The sequence below is a fragment of the Cupriavidus numazuensis genome, from assembly GCF_905397435.1.
Classification (GTDB): Bacteria; Pseudomonadota; Gammaproteobacteria; order Burkholderiales; family Burkholderiaceae; genus Cupriavidus; species Cupriavidus numazuensis.
Genome location: NZ_CAJPVI010000037.1, coordinates 35,179 through 54,782, shown reverse-complemented (window position 1 = coordinate 54,782; position 19,604 = coordinate 35,179). Strand labels below are relative to the sequence as shown.

Here is a 19,604-nt window from a genome sequence, read left to right as displayed (position 1 = left end):
CCGTCGGGATCAGAAAATGTGCCGCACACCGACCGCGATGCCGAACATCCCTTTCTGCCCCGGCTCCGGGATATATCCGGTCGCAAAGCTGCTCTGCACCGAGTCGAAATTCAGGCCACCGTTGTGCGAGTAGGCCGTGGTCACGTACACATCGGTACGCTTTGACAGGCTGTAGTCGGCTACGAAGTTGACCTGCCACGGATTGGCCGGATTCGTCGCGCGCGCGGTGGCCGTGGGCGTCAGCGTCTTCATGTTGGCGTAGGCATAGCCGAGCGTCAGGCCTATCGCCTGCGTGGCCTGGTAGTTCACGCCGGCCCAGTAGTAGTCGTCGCGCATAAAGGTCGCGCCATTGGCGAACTCCATCTTCGCCCAGCGGTAGCCGGCCATGACCTTGAACAGGCCACTCGAATAGCTGGCGGCGGCGCCCGCCTTGCGGCTGCGACCGGCCTGGCCGGTAGCCAGCGCGGGGTTCCACTGGTCATAGAAGATGGTGGCGCCGAAGGTGCCGCCGAGGTAGGTCGCCGAAGCGCCCCAGCCCGCGTTGTCACCAGCGTGCCCCGGCGTTTCGGACGGCAGCGTGATGGGCGTGAGGCCGATGGCCGGTGCGCCGACGCCGAACGAATAGTGCGCTGCGATATTGACGGGGCCGAAGGTGCCCGAGTACTTCACCGTGTTGTCCTCGCGATAGTTCAGCCCGGCCATGAACACGTCAGGCTCGTAGAGCGTGGCGAAGCGCGTCGGGCTGAAGTTCACGGCGCCTTCGAAGATCGCCGTGTACTGGCGGCCGAAGGTCAGCTTGCCATACTGGCTGCCGATGCCGACGTATGCCTGCCGGTTGAACGCACGGCTTTGCGCGGCGACGCCGGTATCGATGCCGAAGCCGCTTTCCAGCACGAACAGCGCCTGCAAGCCGCCGCCTAGGTTTTCCGTGCCGCGCATGCCCCAGCGCGAGCCGGACAGGCCGCCGTTGGTCGGCATGGAAAGCCGGCTGCCGCCTTGCTGGCCTGGCGCCGGCGCGACCCGGTTCACGTATTCGACCGGGGCATCGATCACGCCGTACAGCGTGACGTTCGATTGCGCCCACGCGCCACCACTGACGCTGAGCAGCACGCCGATGACTGCCAGGGAAGTTGCCGTTCTCTTCATTGCTCGAAGTTCTCCGTCCATTTGATGTGTGTCTCTTGTTCTTGCTGCGTCTTCCGGCTTTCCTCCCGCTGCGCCGGAAGGCGCATGGCCATGTGTGTCATGCCTGACAGGGCATGCGCGCAATTACTGCGGGGCCTGTCGCATTGAAGCGCGAGGGCGGGTGGCACATGCCACCGGAATTGGGGGGCAGGGTTTGTCCGGCTGCGCGCCGGCGTTGTCAGGCGCGGTGCAATCCGCCCCCCCGGGCGACGAATGTGCGCTGTAAAATCGCCTCGAATTCTTATGAGGCCGCGCATGACAGAGACCTCTTCCGCAAAGCCGGAGCCGACGTCGCCCAGAGCGACGCTCAAGCCACTCGTCACCAGCAAGCTGGTGCCGCCCCGCATCGGCCGCAAGGCGGTGCCGCACGAGCCGCTGCTGGCACGGCTGATGGCAGAACGCCGCCGCCGCTGCGTCGTGCTGCAAAGCCCGGCGGGCTATGGCAAGACCACCACGCTGGTCGCGTGGGGGCAAGCGCTGACGCCGCTCGGCTACCACGTGGCGTGGCTTTCGCTCGATGCCGATGACAACGATCCCGGCACGTGGATCGATTACCTGCTGGCCAGCATCGCCAACGTCGATCCCGCTATCTCGCGCGAGGCCATGCTGCTCGAAGGCGTGGGGACCGATCAGGAAGCGATCGAGCGCATCGTGATCGCGCTCGTGCGGGGCATCGCGCGCTACCGGCGCGAACTGGTGATCGTGCTCGATGACCTGCACCACATCACCGACAGCCGCATCTGGGAAGCGCTGCAGTGGCTGCTCGACTACGCGCCGCCCAACCTGCACCTTGCCTTTGCCTCGCGCTCCGTGCCGCACGTGTCGCTCGAGCGCCTGCGCGCGGAGGACCAGACGCTCGAACTCGGGCTTGCCGACCTGCGCCTGTCGCCGGCCGAAGCCGAACGCTTCCTGAAGGCGCAGCTCGGAGATGTCGAGCCTGCCGTCGCGCAACGCCTGCATGCACAGACCGACGGCTGGGTCGCTGGCCTGCAGCTGTTCAGCGTCTTTCTCAAGAAGAAGCGGCCCGGCATGTCCGCCGATGCGCTCGACGCCGCCATCCGCGAGCAGGTGCGCGATCCGCAGGCATTCTCTGCCTACTTCGAGCGCGAGGTGCTGTCGCGCCTGAGCCCGGACGAACTGGAGCTGCTGACCCCGGCCGCGGCCTGCGATCGCTTCTGCGCGCCGCTGTGCGCCGTGCTGGCAGGACGCGATGAAGCCGCCGCCTCTGGCAGCGAGGCAGCCTTGCTTGAGCGCCTGGAGAACGACAACCTCTTCATCATCTCGATCGAGCAACAGGGCGCGCAGACCTGGTACCGGCTGCACCCGCTGCTGCGCGAGACGCTGCTGGCGCGCTTCGAAAGCTGGAGCACCGGCGCGCGGCGGGCCGTGCACGCCCGGGCGTGGAAATGGTTCCTCGATCACGGCCATCTTGACGAGGCCGTGCAGCATGCGGTGCGCGCCGGCGAGCCCGCGCGCGCGGCAGCGCTGGTCGAGCAGTGCGCGACTTCGCTCTTTGCCAACGGCGATCTCGCCAAGCTGGTGACGCTGGTTCGGCTGCTGCCGCCAGAGCAGGTGGAAGCGAGCGTGCCGCTGCGCATGTGGATGGCGCGCCAGCATCTCTATCACCGCGACTTTGCCGCCTGTGCTGCCGGCGTCGATGCGCTCGAACACGACCTGCCCGCGCAGGCGGTGAACGAACGCTTCACGCTGGTCGTGCTGCGCACGGTGCTGGCCATCCAGCGCGACGACGTGGACGGCGCCATGGGCCTGCTGCCGCAGCTGCTGTCGCCGCCGCCGGGCACCGAGGGCATCACGCTCGCGGCCTGCAACAACATGCTGTCGTGGATCTACATGCAGCGCGGCGAATACGAGCGCGCGCGCAGCATCCAGATCGACACCAAGCGGCCCACCATCGACGGCGTGCCGCTGATGGGCACGTCGGCCGGCGTGCTGCAGGGCCAGTGCATGGTCGGCCTGAGCCATGCGCTGGAAGGACAGCTCCTGCAGGCCGAACGCGTCTACCGCTCGGCGCTGCGCGAGGCCGAGGCGCGCGGCAAGTCATGCGCCGATCCCGCCTGCCTGGCGGCCGCCTTGCTGGGCGAAGTGCTGTACGAACAGAACCAGAACGAGGCCGCGCGCGAGTTGCTCGAGGGCCGCGTGGACCTGCTCGAGCGTGTGTCGATTCCGGATTCGGTACTGCGCGTGATGGTCGTCCTGTCAGGCGCTCACTGGCAGGCTGGCCACCACCTCGAAGCCTTCGCTTATCTCGACCGGCTGGAGGAATATGGCAGCTCGCTCGGACTGGACCGCCTTCTGGCCTACAGCCTCGGCGCGCAGGTATTTCGCCGGTTGCTGCTCGGCGAATTCGATGCCGCACAAGCCCTGCTGAAGCGCTTGCAGGAACTCGAGGCCTGCCAGCCTCAGGCGAGCCGTTTCACTGGCCCCACGTTCGCGCTGCGTGGCGCGACCATCCGCTGGCTGCTGGCCACCGGCGACCTGGAGCAGGCCGCGCTGATGCTTGATCCTTTGATCGCCCATTGCGAGGCGCACGGCCGCATGCACAACGTGGCCTATCTGCGCCTTCAGCGCGCCGTCGTCGACCACAAGCTTGGCCGAGCGACAGCCGCGCGCGCGAACGTGGTATCGGCGCTGCACCTCGGCCATCGGCTGGGCCTGCTGCGGCGCATTCTCGACGCCGAACCCTCGGCGATGGAGTTGATAGGCAGTGTGGCGAGGGAGGAGACGCTTGACCCCGTTCTCGCGTTCTACGTCGAACGGCTGCAGGCAGCATTGCCGGCCAAGGTGGACGGGGGCAACGTACGCGCGCGCAAGCGCGCCTCGACCGTCGGCGTGGCCGCGCTCAGCGAGCGCGAGACCGACGTGGTGCGCTTGCTGTCGGAACTGATCACGACCAAGAAGATCGCGCGTGCGCTGGGATTGTCTCCGGAGACGGTCAAGTGGCACCTGACCAATATCTACGCCAAGCTGGGCGTGAGCGGGCGCGACGAGGCGCTGGAGCGGCTGCGCGATGTGGACTGGGGCGCCGGCAACGCCGACGCCTGATTCGGACGGCCCCTCGCCCGCAATCGGGCGAGGGCAACGACCGCGTTACTGCGGTCCGCCTGCCACCGCCACGATCTGCCCGGTGATGTAGTTCGACTCCGGCAGGCAGAACAGGTACACCGCGCCGGCGGCTTCTTCCGGCGTGCCGCCACGGCCCAGCGGGCAGCGCTGCGCATGGGTCTTGATCAGCTCCGGATTGATGCCCACGCGGATGTCGCGGCCCTCGATCTTCACGGTCGCGCCGGCCTTGGCGTCGGCATCGGTCATGCGGGTGTGGATCAGGCCGAAGGCCACCGCGTTGACGTTGACCTTCAGGCGGCCCCACTCGCGGCTCATCGCGCGCGTCATGCCGATGACCCCCGACTTGGCCGACGAGTAGTTGATCTGGCCGGCATTGCCGTTCAGCGCGGACACGGACGACACGTTCACGATTTTGCGGAACACCTCGCGGCCGGCGTCCTGGTCGGCCTGGTACTGCGCCTTCAGGTGCGGGTAGGCCGCGCGCAGGATGCGGAACGGCGCGGTCATGTGGCAGTCCAGGATGGCGTACCACTGTTCGTCCGTCATGCGCTGGATCACGTCGTCCCAGGTGTAGCCAGCGTTGTTGACGATGATGTCGATGTTGCCGAACGCCTTGATCGCCGTGCCAATGTAACGCTCGGCGAAGTCCGGCGCGGTCACGCTGCCCACGCAGGCGACGGCTTCGGCACCGGCCTTGCGCAGCAGTTCGACAGTCTCGTGCGCCGGGTCGGCGTCGAGGTCGTTGACGACGAGGCGAGCGCCTTCGCTCGCCAGTTTCAGTGCAATGGCCTGTCCGATGCCACGGCCGGAGCCGGTGACCAGGGCGACCTTTCCATCAAGCTTTCCCACGATATCTCCTTCGTCAATGCGTAGTGCGGGATTCAGAGTGCGACGACCGCGTCGCCGAGGACCTTGGCCTCGCCGTACTGGTTGGCCGTCTGGATTTCCAGGCGTGCGCGCTTTTCGCCATCGGCTTCGAACACCTCGGTCACGCGGCCCGTGCAGGTGATCTCATGACCCAGGTGCGTAATGCCGGTGAAGCGCACGCCGAAGTCGCGGATGCGGCGCTGGTCCACCCACTGCGTCAGCAGCCGGCCGAGCCAGGCCATCGACAGCATGCCGTGCGCGAACACGTCGGCCATGCCGGCCTTGCGCGCGTAGTCGATGTCGATATGGATTGCGTTGTGGTCGCCCGACGCGCCGGCGAACAGTGCCAGCATGGTGCGGTTGACGGGCGGCAGCGTCAGCGGGGGCAGGGTGTCGCCGGCCTTCACGGCGGCGAGATCGGTCTTGCTCATGAACAGGTCTCCGGGTTCAGCCATTGCGATGCACCAGCACGCTGCGCAGATCGGCCACGTGCTCGCCACGCTGGTTGGTCACGCGCGTCTCGCGCACGAGGAAGGACAGCGCGCCGCCCTTCTTGTCGTAGATGTCGGCGATGCGGCTTTCGAAGCGCAGCGTGTCGCCGGCATAGGCGGTGCGGTGGTAGTGGAACGATTGCTCGCCGTGCAGGATGCGCGACGGTTTGATGCCCACATCCTCGCGCCATTGCTTGGTCGGCTGCGTGAACTCCAGCGAAAACAGGAAGGTCGGCGGCAGTGGCAGGTCGGGGTGGCCGGCGTCGCGGGCGGCCGATTCGTCGGTGTAGATCGGGTCGGTCTCGCCGATGGCCTTGGCGAAGAAGCGCAACTGGCCCGCTTCGGCGGTGGCGTTGAAGCTCGGCAGGATCTTGCCGATATGCGATTTGTCCAGCATGTCGATATTCTCCGTGGCGTCAGGCTTTCTTGAACGCGGTCACCACACAGGCGCCGCCGAGGCCGAGGTTGTGCTGCAGCGCGACCTTCGCACCGGGCACCTGGCGGTCGCCGGCGGTGCCGCGCAACTGGTGAACCAGTTCGTAGCACTGGGCCAGGCCGGTGGCGCCAAGCGGATGGCCCTTCGACAGCAGGCCGCCCGACGGGTTGACCACCCACTTGCCGCCGTAGGTGTTGTCGCCGTCGTTGACCAGCTGTTCGCCTTCGCCTTCCTTGCACAGGCCCAGGCCTTCGTAGGTCAGCAGTTCGTTCTGCGCGAAGCAGTCGTGCAGCTCGATCACGTCGATATCGTCCGGGCCGATGCCCGCCTGCTCATACACCGCTTGCGAGGCCGACTTCGTCATGCCGACGCCGACCAGCTCGATCATGCTCGGGTTGTCGAACGCATCCGGCTTGTCGGTCGTCATCGCCTGGCCGGCGATGAACACATCGGTGCGCAGGCCACGCTTGCGCGCGAACTCCTCCGACACGACGATCGCGGCCGCCGCGCCGCAGGTCGGCGGGCAGGCCATCAGGCGTGTCAGCACGCCTTCCCACACGGCTGGCGCCGCCAGCACTTCCTCGGGCGTCACCACCTTGCGGAAGATCGCGAGCGGGTTGTTGGCCGCGTGGCGGCTGGCCTTGGCGCGGATCTTCGCGAAGGTTTCCAGCTTGGTGCCGTACTTCTCCATGTGGGCCAGGCCAGCGCCCGCGAACATGCGGATCGCGCCCGGCAGTTCGCAGTCGGGCTGGATATGCTCGACCATCGCCAGCGTGCGGCTCATGGCCCGCGGGCGGTCGTCCCAGTGGCTGGCCAGTGCGCCGGGCTGCATTTCCTCGAAGCCGACCGCAATGGCGCAGTCGACCGCTCCGCTCTGCACGGCCTGGCGTGCCAGGAACAACGCAGACGATCCCGTCGCGCAGTTGTTGTTGACATTGACGACCGGCACGCCGCTCAGGCCCACGCGGTACAGCGCGGCCTGGCCGCAGGTCGAATCGCCGTAGACATAGCCGGCATAGGCCTGCTGTACATCGGCATAGGACAGGCCGGCGTCTTCCAGTGCCTGGCTGATGGCCTGCGCGCCCATCTCGTCATAGTGGGCGCTGGCGCCGGGCTTGGCGAACGGGATCATGCCGACGCCGGCGACAAACACATTGCGTGTCATGGGACTACTCCTCCTTCGGAAATTCAATCAATGGATGTTCAGAGCTGGCGCGAGATCAGTTCGCGCATGACTTCGCTGGTGCCGCCGTAGATGCGGTTCACGCGCGAGTCGACAAAGGCGCGGGCCACGGGGTACTCCATCATGTAGCCGTAGCCGCCATGGAGCTGCACCATCTCGTCGAGCGCCTTGCCGAGCGTTTCGGTGGCGAACAGCTTCGCGATGGCGGACTCTTCGAGCGTCAGCCGGCGGCGCATGTGCTCGCCGAGGTAGTGGTCGATCATCAGGCGGACCGCAATGGCCTGCGTCTGGATGTCGGCCAGCTTGAAGCGGGTGTTCTGGAAGTCCCAGACGGTCTGGCCGAAGGCTCTGCGGTCCTTCACGTAGGCCAGCGTGTGCGCGAGCACGGCCTCCAGCCGCGCAGCGGCGCCGACGGCGATGGAGAAGCGCTCCTGCGGCAGTTCCTGCATCAGGTAGCCGAAGCCCTTGCCTTCCTCGCCCAGCAGGTTGGTGACCGGCACGCGCACGTTGTCGAAGAACAGCTCCGCCGTGTCCTGCGCGTGCTGTCCCACCTTGTCGAGCTTGCATCCGCGGCGGAAGCCCGCGCGGTCGGCCTCGACCACGATCAGGCTGATGCCCTTCGCGCCAGCCGCCGGGTCGGTCTTGCAGACCACCACGATCAGGTCGGCGGTGATCCCGTTGCTGATGAAGGTCTTGCTGCCGTTGATCACATACTCGTCGCCTTCGCGCACGGCGGTGGTACGCACCGCCTTCAGGTCGCTGCCGGTGCCAGGTTCGGTCATGGCGATGGCGAGAATGGTTTCGCCCGAGCACGCGCCCGGCAGCCATTTGCGCTTCTGTTCCTCGTTGCCGATGCGGGCGATGTACGGCGCAATGATGTCCGAGTGCATGCCGAAGCTGACGCCGGACAGCCCGGCACGGTGGTACTCCTCGGCCATCACAGCCGAGTGGCCGTAGTCGCCGCCACCGCCGCCGTATTCGGTCGGCAGCGTGATGCAGAGCAGGCCTTCGCGGCCGGCCTTGAGCCAGGTGTCGCGGTCGACCTGGCCGGCCTTGTCCCACTCGGCCTGCTTCGGCGCGCATTCGCGCTCGAAGAAGCGGCGCACGGTGGTGCGGAACATTTCATGGTCGTCGCGATAGACGGTACGTGTCGGTTGCACAGCAGTCTCCTTATTTGGAAGCGGTCGAGGCCGGGGCTGGTTGTTGCTGCCAGCGGTCCCAGTCGAAGCGGGGCGGTTCGCCGGCGAGGAAGGCATCCACGGCAGCGGCGTGATAGGGCGCGGAAGTGGCGATGGCCTGCGCGCTGCATTCCAGTTCGGCAAGCGGCGCGTAGTGCGATTCGAAACTCTGGTTGAGCAGGCGCTTGCTCAGGCCCATGGCTTCGCGCGGGCCCTCGGCGAAGCGGCGCGCGAACTGCCAGGCCTGCTGCGCGAGGTCATCGGGGGCGTGGATGGCATGGACGAGCCCAAGGCGCTTCGCTTCGTCGGCAGCCACTCGGCGGGCCGTCAGCACCAGTTCCTTGGCCACGGACATGCCCACCACGCGCGGCAGCAGGTAGAAGGCGCCAAGGTCCGGCACAAGGCCCACCTTGGTGAACGACATGCAGAAGAATGCGCGCGACGAGGCGAGCACGAAGTCCGCCGCGAGCGCCAGCGAAAAGCCGGCGCCGGCCGCCGCGCCGTCCACGGCGGCGATCACCGGGATCTCCAGGCCGCGCAGGCGTTGCATCCAGTCGTGGGCGCTCTGCACGCGGCGGCGCATGGCATCGGGCGAGCGGGTCTCCGGGTTGCTGCTGGCGCGGCTTTCCTTGAGCGACTTGAGGTCCCCGCCGGCGCAGAAGCTGCCGCCCGAACCGGTCACGATCAGCGCGCGGATGGCGCGGTCGGCCTCGACGCGGTCGAGCATGTCGGCATAGTCGGCGCGCAGGTCGAGCGACAGCGCGTTGCGGGCGGCGGGCCGCTGGTGCGAGAACTCGGCAATGCCGTCCTCGATGGTGAGCTGCGCGTCGCGCAGGCGGATCAGTTCTGCTGGCATGGTTCGCTGCCTGGATGGGAGTGCGTACAGGGATATTCGGCAAGCGCGGCGAGGCTCGGCCCACCGCTGTTGGGGGGTAGCCCGGCAGGCGCGTGCCGGATCAGTCGATGCCCGCGCCCGCCGCCTTCACCACACCGCCCCAGCGCACAAGGTCGGCGCCGATGCGCTCGCCCATGCGTTCCGGCGGCAGGTATGCCGGCGTGAAGCCTTGCGCGCGGAAGTGGTCGCGGCTGTCCGGCGTGGTGACGATCTTGCGGATGGCGCCGGTCAGGCGAGCCGTCACGTCGGCCGGCAGCGCAGCGGGCGCTACCACGGCGGCCCAGCCGACCACGACATAGCCCGGCACCAGTTCCGCCACAGTGGGCACGCCGGGGAAATCGGGCGACCGCGCGGCGCCGGTGGTGGCCAGCGCGCGCACCTTGCCGGCGCGGATCTGCGGCAGCGCCGTGACCGGCACATCGAACATGAAGTCGACGTTGCCGGCCATCACGTCGGTCATTGCCGCGGCGCTGCCTTTGTAGGGAACGTGACGAATCTGCACCCCCGACTGGCTGGCCAGCAGGGTGCCCGACAGGTGGTTCGACGAGCCGTTGCCCGCGGACCCGTACGTGATCCGGTCGGGCGTGGCGCGCGCGGTGGCAAGCAGCTCCTTCAGGCTGCGGTAGGGCTGCGTCGCGCCGGTCACCAGTACGTTCTCGTATTCGCCGACCTGCCCCACAGGCGTGAAGTCGCGGCGCGGGTCGTAGCCGACTTTCCGGTAGATCGCAGGGTTCACGCTCAGCGCGCCCACGGTGGCAAATCCCAGCGTATAGCCATCGGGGCTCGCATGCGCCACGCGCTGCATGCCGAGCGATCCGCCCATGCCCGGCACGTTATCCACGATCACCTGCTGGCGCAGGTCTTCGCCGAGCTTCTGGCCGACATAGCGCGCCAGCACGTCGGCGGGGCCGCCGGCGGGGAAGGGCACGATCAGCCGCAATGGCTTGGCCGGCCAGCCCTCTGCCCGCACGGACGTGTGTGCGCCAAGCAGCGCAATGGCGGCACAGGCCAGCGTGATGCCCTTTGGGATTCGGATCCCTTTCATATTCGGTGTCTCCGTTGTCGTCATGGCGCATCCGCGTGGATGCGATGCCTGCGAGGTGTACCGGCATGGTCGGACGCGGCGGACCGTTGCTGCCCACCGGGGTTAGGGGGGGATGGCCGCCCGAGGCCGCTGGCAGGCCGGGCAAACGCCCCCCCAACGTCGGTGGGCGGGTGGGGTTGCCCCGCTGGTCTACTTGCCTCCATACCCCCCCGGCCACCGATGCCGGGCAATCGACAGGGATGAGAGGAAGCAATGGGCGTTCTATCTGGAATTCGTGTGCTGGAGTTCGACGGCATCGGCCCCGGGCCGTTTGCGGCGATGCTGCTGGCCGATATGGGCGCGGACGTGATCCGCGTGGACCGGCCGGTGGCGGCCGCGGATCTTGGGCCGAAGATCCATGGCAAGCGCATCGACGTGGTCGGGCGCGGCCGCAGCTCGGTGACGCTCGACCTCAAGCGCCCCGAAGCGGTCCAGGCCGCGCTGGCGCTGATGGAGAAGGCCGACGTGGTGATCGAGGGCTTCCGCCCGGGCACCATGGAGCGCCTGGGCCTTGGGCCCGAGCCGGCACTGGCGCGCAACCCGAAGCTCGTCTACGGCCGCATCACCGGCTGGGGCCAGACCGGCCCGCTCGCCATGAGCGCCGGCCATGACCTCAACTACATCGCGCTGTCGGGCGTGCTGTCGGCCATCGGCCGCGGCGACGACGCGCCGGTGCCGCCCCTCAACCTTGTCGGCGACTACGGTGGTGGCGGCATGTTGCTGGCCATGGGCGTGCTCGGCGCGCTGCTTCACGCGCAGCGCACCGGCAACGGGCAGGTAGTGGATGCCGCCATGATCGAAGGCGCCGCGCAGCTTGCCTCCGTGGTGTGGGGCGTGCTGGCGTCCGGCCACTGGCGCGAATCGCGCAGCAGCAACCTGCTCGACGGCGGTACGCCGTGGTACGACAGCTATGTCACCAGCGACGGCCACTACATGGCCGTGGGCGCGGTGGAAGAGCGCTTCTACCAGGAACTCGTGGAGAAGCTCGGCCTGGCCGATGCCGGCCTGCCCGACCGCAACAACCGCGCTGACTGGCCGGTGCTGCGCCAGAACTTCAGGATGGCGTTCCGCTCGCGCACCCGCGACGAATGGTGCGCCGTGTTCGAGGGCAGCGACGCCTGCGTGGCACCGGTGCTCAAGTTCTCCGAAGCGTCGCAGCACCCGCACAACGTGGCGCGCGGCAGCTTCGTCGAGGTCGAGGGCGTGACGCAACCCGCGCCCGCGCCGCGCTTCTCACTGACGCCATCGGCGATCGGCCGCACGGCGCCTGCACGCGGCGAACACGGCGGGCAGGCGCTTCAAGCCTGGGGCTTCGACACGGCCGCCGTGGACAGCCTGACGGCACTCGGTCTTGGCTTCGCGGCGGCCGATGCCGGACGCAAGGCTGCCTGATCCCAATCATTCCCAAACGAACCGAATACTCGCCATGAGCCACGCATACATTGTTTCTCCGCTGCGCACGCCAGTCGGCAAGTTCGGCGGATCGCTCGCGCCGCTGACCGCCTCCGACCTGGCCGCCCACGTGCTGCGCGCCGTCCTGGAGCGCTCGGGCGCGCCGGCGGACAGCATCGACGAAGTCATCGTCGCCCAGTCGTACCAGTCCAGCGAGGCGCCGTGCATCGGCCGCTATGCGGCATCGCTGGCCGGTCTGCCGGAAACCGTCTCCGGCTACGCAGTCGACCGCCGCTGCGGCTCGGGCCTGCAGGCCGTGATCGACGCAGCCATGCAGGTGCAGGGCGGCGTGGCCGACGCCGTGCTGGTCGCCGGCGTCGAGAGCATGAGCAATATCGAGTACTACACCACCGACATGCGCTGGGGCGCGCGGCTGGGCAGCGTGTCGTTCCACGACCGCCTCGACCGCGGCCGCGTCAATTCGCAGCCGGTGAGCCGCTACGGCGTGATGGCCGGCGGCGCCGCCGAGACCGCGGAGAACCTGGCGAAGGATTACGAGATTGGCCGCGAGGAGAGTGATCGCTTTGCCGCGCGCAGCCACCAGCTCGCCGCCGAGGCCTGGGCAAGCGGCCGCTTCGAGGCCGAGGTCGTGCCGGTCCCCGTGCCGCAGCGCAAGGGCGAACCGAAGCTGTTCAGCCGCGACGAAGGCATCCGCGAAGACGCGAGCTTCGAAGCCATGGCGAAGCTGCCGGCCCTGCTGCGCGGTGGCACGGTGACGGCGGGCAACGCGTGCCAGCAGAACGACGCGGCGTCGGCTTGCCTCGTGGTGTCCGAGGCCTACCTGAAGACCCATGGGCTGGAGCCGATGGGCCGCCTGGCAGGTTGGGCGGCGGCGGGCTGCGATCCGCTGCGCATGGGCATCGGCCCCGTTCCGGCCGTGGCAAAGCTGCTGCCGCGCCTGGGCATGACGCTCTCGGATCTCGACCTGATCGAAGTCAACGAGGCCTTCGCCGTACAAGTGCTGAGCGTGCTCAAGGCATGGGGCATCCGCGGCGACGATGCGCGCGTCAACGTCAACGGCTCGGGCATTTCGCTGGGCCACCCGATCGGCGCCACCGGCGTGCGCATCCTCACGACGATGCTGCACGAAATGCGCCGGCGCAACGCGCGTTTCGGCCTGGAAACCATGTGCATCGGCGGCGGGCAGGGCCTGGCAGCGGTGTTCGAGCGCGTCTGAACGAATCGAAGGAGGACAACATGAGAGACAGTCACGCCGACGCGCCACGCTGCGCCTCGGAGCAACCGTGGCGCGAGCAGGACGGCCAGCTCGTGCTGCTCGCGTACCGGCACCATGACAGCGAGACGCTGCATTTTCCGCCGCTGCCCCTGACCTCGCCGCAGGCCAGCAAGACCGAGGTCGTGGCGCTGCATGGCGCGGCCACGCTGTACAGCTACACCGTGATGCACCCGTCGGCGAAGACCGGCCTGGCGCCGACGCCGCTGGGCCTTGCCGATTTCCCGGAAGGCGTGCGCATCTTTGGCCGTTTGGTGTACCCCGAGGGCCGCCGCCCAGCCATTGGCGACGCGCTGCGCGCATGCCTCGTGCATACGGCGGAAGGACCGATCCATGCGTTCGAGCCCATCGGCGCGGAGGCCAGCCAATGAACAAGCCGATCTACATTGCCGGCGTCGCCATGACCCGTTTCGGCCGCCACGACGGCTCGATGCAGGACCTGGCCCAGAGCGCGGTGCACGATGCCGTGGCCGATGCCGACGTCGACCTGAATGCAGTGCAGGCCTTCTACGCCGCCAACGTCTTCGGCGGCATGGTGCTGGGGCAGGTGCTGCTGCGCGACCTCGGCGTGACCGGTCCCGCCATCTACAACGTCGAGAACGCCTGCGCCAGTGGCGCCACCGGCGTGCACTTGGCCTGCCACGCACTCGAAGCCGGCCGCTACGACACGGTCGTGGTGTTCGGCGTGGAGCAGCTGACCGCGCTCGGCGGCGGCGCGCTGCCGCTGCAGAAGAACGACTACATGACGTCGCTGTATGCGCGCGCCGGCCTGACGCTGCCGTCGGTCTACGCGATGCGCGCCACGCGCTACCTGCACGAGTTCGGCGTGAAGCCCGAGGTGCTGGCCGAGGTCGCGGTGAAGAACCGCCGCCACGGCGGCCTCAACCCGTACGCGCAGACCCGCACCGGCGTCAGCGTGGACGAGGTCATGGACTCGCGCATGGTGTTCGATCCGCTGACGCTGCTGCAATGCTGCCCCTCGGCCGTGGACGGCGCCGCGGCGCTGGTGCTGACCACGCGCAAGCCCACGAAGCACAGCAAGCCCGTGCGCGTGCTGGCCTCGGTCGTGCAATCGGGGCGGCAGGAGATCGGGCACGACGACATCCTCGCCGCCGAGATCACGACGCGCGCCGCGCAGCTTGCCTACCGGGAGGCCGGCGTGAAGCCGGCCGACCTCGACATGGTCGAACTGCACGACGCGTTCACGATCGCCGAGCTCGTCTACTACAACGCGCTGGGACTGTGCGAACGCGGGGAGGCGCACGAACTGCTGCAGTCCGGCGCGACGGCGCTGGGCGGGCGCGTGCCGGTCAACCCGAGCGGCGGCCTGCTGGCCAAGGGGCACCCGCTGGGCGCCACCGGCGTTGCGCAGATGGTCGAAGCCGTGTGGCAGCTCGAAGGCCGCGCCGGCGAGCGGCAGATACCGAATGCCGGACTGGCGCTGACGCAATGCACCGGCGGCGGCATCGCGGGCGTGGACCACGCGGCGTCTGCGGTGCACATCCTCGGCCACTGATATCAGGAAGGAAGCAGTCATGGACAAGCAGATTGCCGTCGTTACCGGCGGCGCACAGGGCATCGGCCTTGGCATTACAAAGGCCCTGCTGGAAGCGGGACACGCCGTTGCCGTGTTCGATTTGAACGGCAAGACGCTGGAAGCGCTGGCCGCCGACGTGCGCGAGCACGCGGACCGGCTCATGGTGCTGCGCGTGGACGTGACCTCGGATGCCGAGGTCCAGGCCGGCGTGGCGCAGATCAAGGCGCGCTGGAAGACGCCCGACATCCTTGTGAACAACGCGGGCATCACGCGCGACAAGCGCTTCGTCAAGATGACGGAGGAGGACTGGGACTTCGTCATCGGCGTCAACCTGAAGTCGCAGTTCCTGTGCGCGCGCGCCGTGGTGCCTGGCATGGTGGAGCAGGGCTATGGCCGCATCGTCAATATCTCGTCGCGGGCCTGGTTGGGCGGCTTCGGCCAGTCCAACTACTCGGCGGCCAAGGGCGGCGTGGTGAGCCTGACGCGCTCGCTGGCGATCGAGCTGGCGCGCAACGGCATCACCGTCAATGCGGTTGCCCCGGGCATCGTCGAGACGCCGCTGATGGCGACCTACAACGACGAGCAGCGCGACCGCCTCAAGGCCAGCGTGCCGGTCGGCCGCATCGGCCAGCCGGAGGATATCGCCCAGGCCGTGCTGATGTTCGCGAACCGCAAGGCGTCGTACATCACCGGGCAGACGCTGTATGTCTGCGGCGGACGCTCGTTGTCGAGCCCGAGTGTTTGAAAGGGGCCGAAATGACCATTCACTATCGGCAGCACGGCCACGTCGCGGTGCTGACGCTCGACGCGCCGGAATCGCTCAACGCGCTGACCGTCGAGGAACTCGTCGCGCTGCGCGAACGCCTCGCGCAATGCCAGGATGACGACAGCGTGCGCGCCATCGTCATCACCGGCGCGGGCGACCGTGCTTTCTGCACCGGCGCCAACCTGAAGGCCACGCTACCGCCGTCCACCGGGTTTGCGGCGGGCGCCTTCAAGAGCCGCGCCGGCGAGGCGCAGCTCGGTGGCTACACGCGCCTGCTCGACCTGAGCGACCTGCTGGTCTGGAAGCCGATCATCGCCGCGATCAATGGCTACTGCCTTGGCGGCGGGCTCGAACTCGCGCTGCAATGCGACCTGCGTGTCGCCGCGCAAGGTGCCAGCTTCGGCCTGCCCGAAGTCAAGGTCGCCAGCGTGCCCGCCGTGGGTGGCGTGCAGTACCTGATGCGTGCGGTGCCCGCGGCGCACGCCATGAAGATGGCAATGACCGGCGAACGCATCGGCGCTGACGAGGCGCTGCGCATTGGCCTCGTCAGTGACGTGGTGGCGGCCAACGGCCTGATGGACCTGGCCCTGCAACTTGCCAGCCGCATTGCCGCCAACGGTCCGCTCGCGGTACAGGCGGTCAAGCAGCTTGCGGTGCAGACGTCGCACCTTTCGCCGCGCGACTTTGTCGCGCAGGCCAACCTGCAATGGGGCCTGCTGCGCGACAGCGCCGACCGCATCGAAGGCCGTACGGCCTTCGCCGAAAAGCGCCAGCCGGACTATCGCGGCGCCTGAGGAACCAGACATGAACTTTGCCCTGACAGAAGACCAGGAACTGATGGTCAGCGCCGCGCGGCGCATGGTGCAGACCCGCATCGATCCGGTGCTGCGCGCACACCCGGCTAATCAGCCGCTGCCCAAAGCGGTCATGCTGGAAATCTTCGCCGCCTTTGCCGAACTCGGCATCACGGCGCCGCGCGTGCCAGTGGACGCGGGTGGCGGCGGCCTGAAGATGCTCGACTACGGGATGATCCTGGAACAACTGCCGCCCGTGGTCGCGCTGTCGCTCGCCTCGCACGAGGGGACGATCCTGCGCATCCATCTCGGCTGCCCGGACGATATCCGCGAGCGCTACCTGCCGGACCTGATCGCCGGACGCAAGATCGCCTGCACGGCCAATACCGAGGCCAACGCGGGCTCGGATTCCGGCGCGGCCGCACGCGGCTGGAGATCGAGGGTGACGACGCGTACCTGACCGGCCGCAAGATGTGGATCACCAATGCCTCGATCTGCGACGTGGTCAATGTGTCGTGCGTGACCGGCGTCGACGCGAACGGCAAGCCGGTCACGCGCCGCGCGCTGGTTGACCGCAGCGAAGTCGACTTCGAGATCCGCGAAACCGGCATCACCGGCCTGCGGCAAGGCCATCTGAGCGAACTGGTGTTCGAACGCACACGCGTGCCGGCCAGCCACATCGTCGGGGACGCCGGCGACGCGGCCAAGACGCTGACGATGGCCTGGAACGGCAACCGCCCGCTGCTCGGGCTGATGTGCGTGCATCTCGCGCAGAAGGCGTTCGACATGACGGTCGAGTACGCGAAGTCGCGCCAGCAGTTCGGCAAGCCGCTGGCGGGCCACCAGCTTGTGCAGAAGGACCTGGCCGACATCGAAACCATGATCGTGTCGTCGCGCCTGATGTGCTACTACGCGCTCGATTGCATCGACCGCGGCCTGCGCGCCAACGGCACCTCGGCCATGGCCAAGCGCTACGCCACGCAGGCCTGCGAGCGGGCCATCCACCTGGCCATGCAGGTCCACGGCGCCATGGGGATCAGCGAGGAGCTGGGGCTGGAACGCATGTGGCGCGATGCGCGTGTGTTCCAGGTGCCGGATGGCATGAACGGTATTCTTGCGCTGATCCAGGGGCGTGAGTTGACCGGGACAGCGGCATTCCGATGATTTCCCGCTGATTCACCCTGATAAGTCCAAACACTCCAGAGACAAAGAGACAAGCACCATGAGCAACGAACAGATGATGGAAGGCAAGGTCGTGATCGTCACCGGCGCGGGCCGTGGCATCGGGCGCGAGATCGCGCTGGCGATGGCGCGCAGCGGCGCGAAAGTGGTCGTCAACGATGTGGGCGTGACCGTGACCGGCGACGCCAGCCAGGAAGACCCGGCCGAGGAAGTAGCCGGCCTGATCCGCGCCGGAGGCGGCGAGGCGATCATCAGCCGCGAGAGCGTGGCCGAGGCCGGCAGCGCGGCGCGCATCGTCGAGGCGGCGGTCGACCAGTTCGGCCGCATCGACACCGTGGTCAACAACGCAGGCATCCTGCGCGACCGCATCTTCCACCAGATGACACCCGAGGAATTCGACGCGGTGATGCGCGTGCATATCTACGGCGCCTTCAACATGAGCCGCGCCGCCGCCACGCACTACCGCAACCAGAAAAGCGGCAATTTCGTGCACATGACGTCGACCTCGGGCCTGATCGGTAATATCGGTCAGGCCAACTACGCCGCAGCCAAGATGGGCGTGGCCGGGCTGTCGAAGGCCATTGCGCTCGACATGGCCCGCTACAACGTGCGTTCGAACTGCATCTCGCCGTTTGCCTGGAGCCGCATGGCCGGCGCCATTCCCGAGACGCCGGACCAGGTCGAGCGCATCGCCAAGGCCAAGACCATGTCGCCGGCCGATATTGCGCCGCTGGCCGTGTTCCTGGCCAGCGACGCGGCCGCCGCCGTCAACGGCCAGATCTTCACCGTGCGCCGCAACGAGATCTTCCTGATGAGCCAGCCGCGCCCGGTGCGCGCCATGCAGCGCAGCGAAGGCTGGACGCCGCGGACGTTGGCCTCGCACCTGCTGCCGGCCATGGCGCCGTCGTTTTTCCCGGTGGAAGTCTCCGGCGCCGTGTTCGCCTGGGACCCGGTCTGAGGAGGCAGCGATGGATTTCACGGTTCCCGGCGAATGGGTGGACTTCGGCGACGCGCTGCTGAAGTTCGTCGACCGCGAGGTCGCCCCGCTCGAGCACGAGCACCGCGCGCTGCTGTCCAGCGAGCGCACGGTCTACGCGCCTGACGGGCGCTTCAGTCCCGAGGTGCTGGCGTTGCGCCGCCAGGTGCGTATGCGCTCGGCCGAGCTTGGCTTCTACACGGCGCTGTCGCCCGAGTCGCTGGGCGGCGGCGGGCTCGGTGCGCAAGCGGCGTGCTACATCCAGGAGCGCCTGAACGCGCACGTTGGCCCCGATCGTCCGCTGGTGCAGACGGTGGTGCTGCCGTCGCCGTTCACCAACGGCCTGTCGCCGGTGCTGAAGCACCTCGATCCGGCTGTACTGGAATCGGTGCACGACGAACTGGCCAGCGGCGGCAAGACCATGTGCTTTGGCCTGTCGGAACCCGACGCGGGTTCCGACGTGTTCGGCATGCGCACGCGCGCGGTTCGAGACGGCGACCACTGGATCATCAATGGCACCAAGCAGTGGATCACCAACGCGCCGTATGCCGATTACGCGATGGTCTTCGCCGTCACCGACGAGGAGAAGGCGAGGGCGCATAAAGGCGGCATCACCGGGTTCTTCCTGCCCACGAGCACGCCGGGCTTTTCGGTCCCGAGCGTGATCCCGACCATGGGCCACCTCGGTGGCGACATCGCCATCGTTTCGCTCGATGCCGTCCGCGTGCCCGACACGCACCGGCTCGGCCCCGTCGACAAGGGCCTGCTGGTGGCGCTCGACGGCGTCAATGCCGGGCGCCTGAGCATGGCAGCGTCCTGCATCGGTCTCGCGCAATGGGCGCTAACGCAAGCCATCGAGTATTCCAAGGTCCGCAAGACCTTCGGTGGACCGATCAGCAACCACCAGGCCGTGCAGTTCATGCTGGCCGAATGCGCGATGGACATCTACTCGGCCAAGTCGATGATCCGCCATTGCGCGTGGCTGGTGGACCAGGGCCAGCCGGCGACCAAGGAAGTATCGATGGTCAAGGCGTCGGCCACGGAGATGGTGGGCCGCGTATTCGACCGCGCCATCCAGGTCCACGGTGCCATGGGCCTGACCAACGAACTGCGGCTGGAAGCGGGCTACCGCTATGCGCGCACGCTGCGCATCCCCGACGGCACTTCGGAAATCCAGCGCCGCACCATCGCCCGCCAGCTGCTCGGCGGCGACACGTCAATCTGATGGCGCACCGCCACGATCAACCATGAGGACCTGAC

General features: G+C 68.0%; 19 protein-coding genes. 11 read left to right on the top strand and 8 right to left on the bottom strand.

Going from position 1 to position 19,604, the window contains the following annotated elements; translation table 11 throughout:
• Positions 1-9: 9 nt before the first annotated feature.
• Positions 10-1,146, bottom strand: coding sequence for a porin (locus KHO41_RS26240; protein ID WP_211956178.1), 1,137 nt, complete (start codon positions 1,144-1,146; stop codon positions 10-12).
• Between the two features lie 294 nt (positions 1,147-1,440).
• Here KHO41_RS26240 and KHO41_RS26235 point away from each other — a divergent pair, with 294 nt between their 5' ends.
• Positions 1,441-4,248, top strand: coding sequence for a LuxR C-terminal-related transcriptional regulator (locus KHO41_RS26235; protein WP_211956177.1), 2,808 nt, complete (start codon positions 1,441-1,443; stop codon positions 4,246-4,248).
• Positions 4,249-4,293: 45 nt separating this feature from the next.
• On the opposite strand, the gene KHO41_RS26230 is transcribed toward KHO41_RS26235, so the two are convergent.
• The 7 genes from KHO41_RS26230 to KHO41_RS26200 form a co-directional block, all read right to left on the bottom strand.
• Positions 4,294-5,118 carry an SDR family NAD(P)-dependent oxidoreductase gene (locus KHO41_RS26230; protein ID WP_211956176.1) on the bottom strand — a complete coding sequence of 275 codons (825 nt, stop codon included), beginning with the start codon at positions 5,116-5,118 and terminating at the stop codon, positions 4,294-4,296.
• 32 nt (positions 5,119-5,150) lie between these two features.
• The gene (locus KHO41_RS26225) at positions 5,151-5,567 is read right to left on the bottom strand and encodes a MaoC family dehydratase (RefSeq protein ID WP_211956175.1); all 417 of its coding nucleotides are present in this window, start codon (positions 5,565-5,567) and stop codon (positions 5,151-5,153) included.
• A 16-nt stretch (positions 5,568-5,583) separates the two neighbouring features.
• Entirely contained in the window at positions 5,584-6,024 is a 441-nt protein-coding gene (locus KHO41_RS26220) for a MaoC family dehydratase N-terminal domain-containing protein (protein WP_211956174.1), read from the bottom strand.
• A gap of 19 nt (positions 6,025-6,043) precedes the next feature.
• The gene (locus tag KHO41_RS26215; RefSeq protein ID WP_211956173.1) at positions 6,044-7,228 is read right to left on the bottom strand and encodes a lipid-transfer protein; all 1,185 of its coding nucleotides are present in this window, start codon (positions 7,226-7,228) and stop codon (positions 6,044-6,046) included.
• A gap of 38 nt (positions 7,229-7,266) precedes the next feature.
• Positions 7,267-8,406: an acyl-CoA dehydrogenase family protein gene (locus KHO41_RS26210; protein ID WP_211956172.1), complete on the bottom strand. Its 1,140-nt coding sequence runs from the start codon at positions 8,404-8,406 to the stop codon at positions 7,267-7,269.
• Between the two features lie 10 nt (positions 8,407-8,416).
• Positions 8,417-9,280, bottom strand: coding sequence for an enoyl-CoA hydratase/isomerase family protein (locus tag KHO41_RS26205; protein WP_211956171.1), 864 nt, complete (start codon positions 9,278-9,280; stop codon positions 8,417-8,419).
• A gap of 100 nt (positions 9,281-9,380) precedes the next feature.
• Positions 9,381-10,364 (bottom strand): Bug family tripartite tricarboxylate transporter substrate binding protein, encoded by a 984-nt coding sequence (locus KHO41_RS26200; protein WP_211956170.1) that lies wholly within the window; start codon positions 10,362-10,364, stop codon positions 9,381-9,383.
• A gap of 252 nt (positions 10,365-10,616) precedes the next feature.
• On the opposite strand from KHO41_RS26200, the gene KHO41_RS26195 reads away from it, so the two are divergent.
• The 10 genes from KHO41_RS26195 (at position 10,617) to KHO41_RS26150 (ending at position 19,569) form a co-directional block, all read left to right on the top strand.
• On the top strand, positions 10,617-11,795 hold the full coding sequence (locus KHO41_RS26195) for a CaiB/BaiF CoA transferase family protein (protein WP_211956169.1): 1,179 nt from the start codon (positions 10,617-10,619) through the stop codon (positions 11,793-11,795).
• Positions 11,796-11,829: 34 nt separating this feature from the next.
• On the top strand, positions 11,830-13,032 hold the full coding sequence (locus tag KHO41_RS26190) for an acetyl-CoA C-acetyltransferase (protein ID WP_211956168.1): 1,203 nt from the start codon (positions 11,830-11,832) through the stop codon (positions 13,030-13,032).
• Positions 13,033-13,052: 20 nt separating this feature from the next.
• Positions 13,053-13,460: a Zn-ribbon domain-containing OB-fold protein gene (locus KHO41_RS26185; protein ID WP_211956167.1), complete on the top strand. Its 408-nt coding sequence runs from the start codon at positions 13,053-13,055 to the stop codon at positions 13,458-13,460.
• On the top strand, positions 13,457-14,605 hold the full coding sequence (locus tag KHO41_RS26180; RefSeq protein WP_211956166.1) for a thiolase family protein: 1,149 nt from the start codon (positions 13,457-13,459) through the stop codon (positions 14,603-14,605). The genes KHO41_RS26185 and KHO41_RS26180 overlap by 4 nt, the downstream gene beginning before the upstream one ends.
• 19 nt (positions 14,606-14,624) lie before the next feature.
• Entirely contained in the window at positions 14,625-15,371 is a 747-nt protein-coding gene (locus KHO41_RS26175; RefSeq protein WP_211956165.1) for an SDR family oxidoreductase, read from the top strand.
• 11 nt (positions 15,372-15,382) lie between these two features.
• Positions 15,383-16,186 (top strand): enoyl-CoA hydratase/isomerase family protein, encoded by an 804-nt coding sequence (locus KHO41_RS26170; protein ID WP_211956164.1) that lies wholly within the window; start codon positions 15,383-15,385, stop codon positions 16,184-16,186.
• Positions 16,187-16,196: 10 nt separating this feature from the next.
• Complete coding sequence (locus KHO41_RS26165) at positions 16,197-16,646, top strand: acyl-CoA dehydrogenase family protein (RefSeq protein WP_211956163.1); 450 nt, start codon at positions 16,197-16,199, stop codon at positions 16,644-16,646.
• Between the two features lie 11 nt (positions 16,647-16,657).
• On the top strand, positions 16,658-17,350 hold the full coding sequence (locus KHO41_RS26160; protein WP_211956162.1) for an acyl-CoA dehydrogenase family protein: 693 nt from the start codon (positions 16,658-16,660) through the stop codon (positions 17,348-17,350).
• A gap of 73 nt (positions 17,351-17,423) precedes the next feature.
• The gene (locus KHO41_RS26155) at positions 17,424-18,326 is read left to right on the top strand and encodes an SDR family oxidoreductase (RefSeq protein WP_211956214.1); all 903 of its coding nucleotides are present in this window, start codon (positions 17,424-17,426) and stop codon (positions 18,324-18,326) included.
• 10 nt (positions 18,327-18,336) lie between these two features.
• Positions 18,337-19,569 (top strand): acyl-CoA dehydrogenase family protein, encoded by a 1,233-nt coding sequence (locus KHO41_RS26150; protein WP_211956161.1) that lies wholly within the window; start codon positions 18,337-18,339, stop codon positions 19,567-19,569.
• Positions 19,570-19,604: the final 35 nt, after the last annotated feature.

What these genes read in the sequence shown, in the direction of transcription:
- KHO41_RS26240 (WP_211956178.1), bottom strand. Translation starts at nt 1,146, where the DNA reads ATGAAGAGAACGGCAACTTCCCTGGCAGTCATCGGCGTGCTGCTCAGC.
- KHO41_RS26235 (WP_211956177.1), top strand. Translation starts at nt 1,441, where the DNA reads ATGACAGAGACCTCTTCCGCAAAGCCGGAGCCGACGTCGCCCAGAGCG.
- KHO41_RS26225 (WP_211956175.1), bottom strand. Translation starts at nt 5,567, where the DNA reads ATGAGCAAGACCGATCTCGCCGCCGTGAAGGCCGGCGACACCCTGCCC.
- KHO41_RS26220 (WP_211956174.1), bottom strand. Translation starts at nt 6,024, where the DNA reads ATGCTGGACAAATCGCATATCGGCAAGATCCTGCCGAGCTTCAACGCC.
- KHO41_RS26215 (WP_211956173.1), bottom strand. Translation starts at nt 7,228, where the DNA reads ATGACACGCAATGTGTTTGTCGCCGGCGTCGGCATGATCCCGTTCGCC.
- KHO41_RS26205 (WP_211956171.1), bottom strand. Translation starts at nt 9,280, where the DNA reads ATGCCAGCAGAACTGATCCGCCTGCGCGACGCGCAGCTCACCATCGAG.
- KHO41_RS26200 (WP_211956170.1), bottom strand. Translation starts at nt 10,364, where the DNA reads ATGAAAGGGATCCGAATCCCAAAGGGCATCACGCTGGCCTGTGCCGCC.
- KHO41_RS26195 (WP_211956169.1), top strand. Translation starts at nt 10,617, where the DNA reads ATGGGCGTTCTATCTGGAATTCGTGTGCTGGAGTTCGACGGCATCGGC.
- KHO41_RS26190 (WP_211956168.1), top strand. Translation starts at nt 11,830, where the DNA reads ATGAGCCACGCATACATTGTTTCTCCGCTGCGCACGCCAGTCGGCAAG.
- KHO41_RS26185 (WP_211956167.1), top strand. Translation starts at nt 13,053, where the DNA reads ATGAGAGACAGTCACGCCGACGCGCCACGCTGCGCCTCGGAGCAACCG.
- KHO41_RS26180 (WP_211956166.1), top strand. Translation starts at nt 13,457, where the DNA reads ATGAACAAGCCGATCTACATTGCCGGCGTCGCCATGACCCGTTTCGGC.
- KHO41_RS26175 (WP_211956165.1), top strand. Translation starts at nt 14,625, where the DNA reads ATGGACAAGCAGATTGCCGTCGTTACCGGCGGCGCACAGGGCATCGGC.
- KHO41_RS26170 (WP_211956164.1), top strand. Translation starts at nt 15,383, where the DNA reads ATGACCATTCACTATCGGCAGCACGGCCACGTCGCGGTGCTGACGCTC.
- KHO41_RS26165 (WP_211956163.1), top strand. Translation starts at nt 16,197, where the DNA reads ATGAACTTTGCCCTGACAGAAGACCAGGAACTGATGGTCAGCGCCGCG.
- KHO41_RS26160 (WP_211956162.1), top strand. Translation starts at nt 16,658, where the DNA reads ATGTGGATCACCAATGCCTCGATCTGCGACGTGGTCAATGTGTCGTGC.
- KHO41_RS26155 (WP_211956214.1), top strand. Translation starts at nt 17,424, where the DNA reads ATGATGGAAGGCAAGGTCGTGATCGTCACCGGCGCGGGCCGTGGCATC.
- KHO41_RS26150 (WP_211956161.1), top strand. Translation starts at nt 18,337, where the DNA reads ATGGATTTCACGGTTCCCGGCGAATGGGTGGACTTCGGCGACGCGCTG.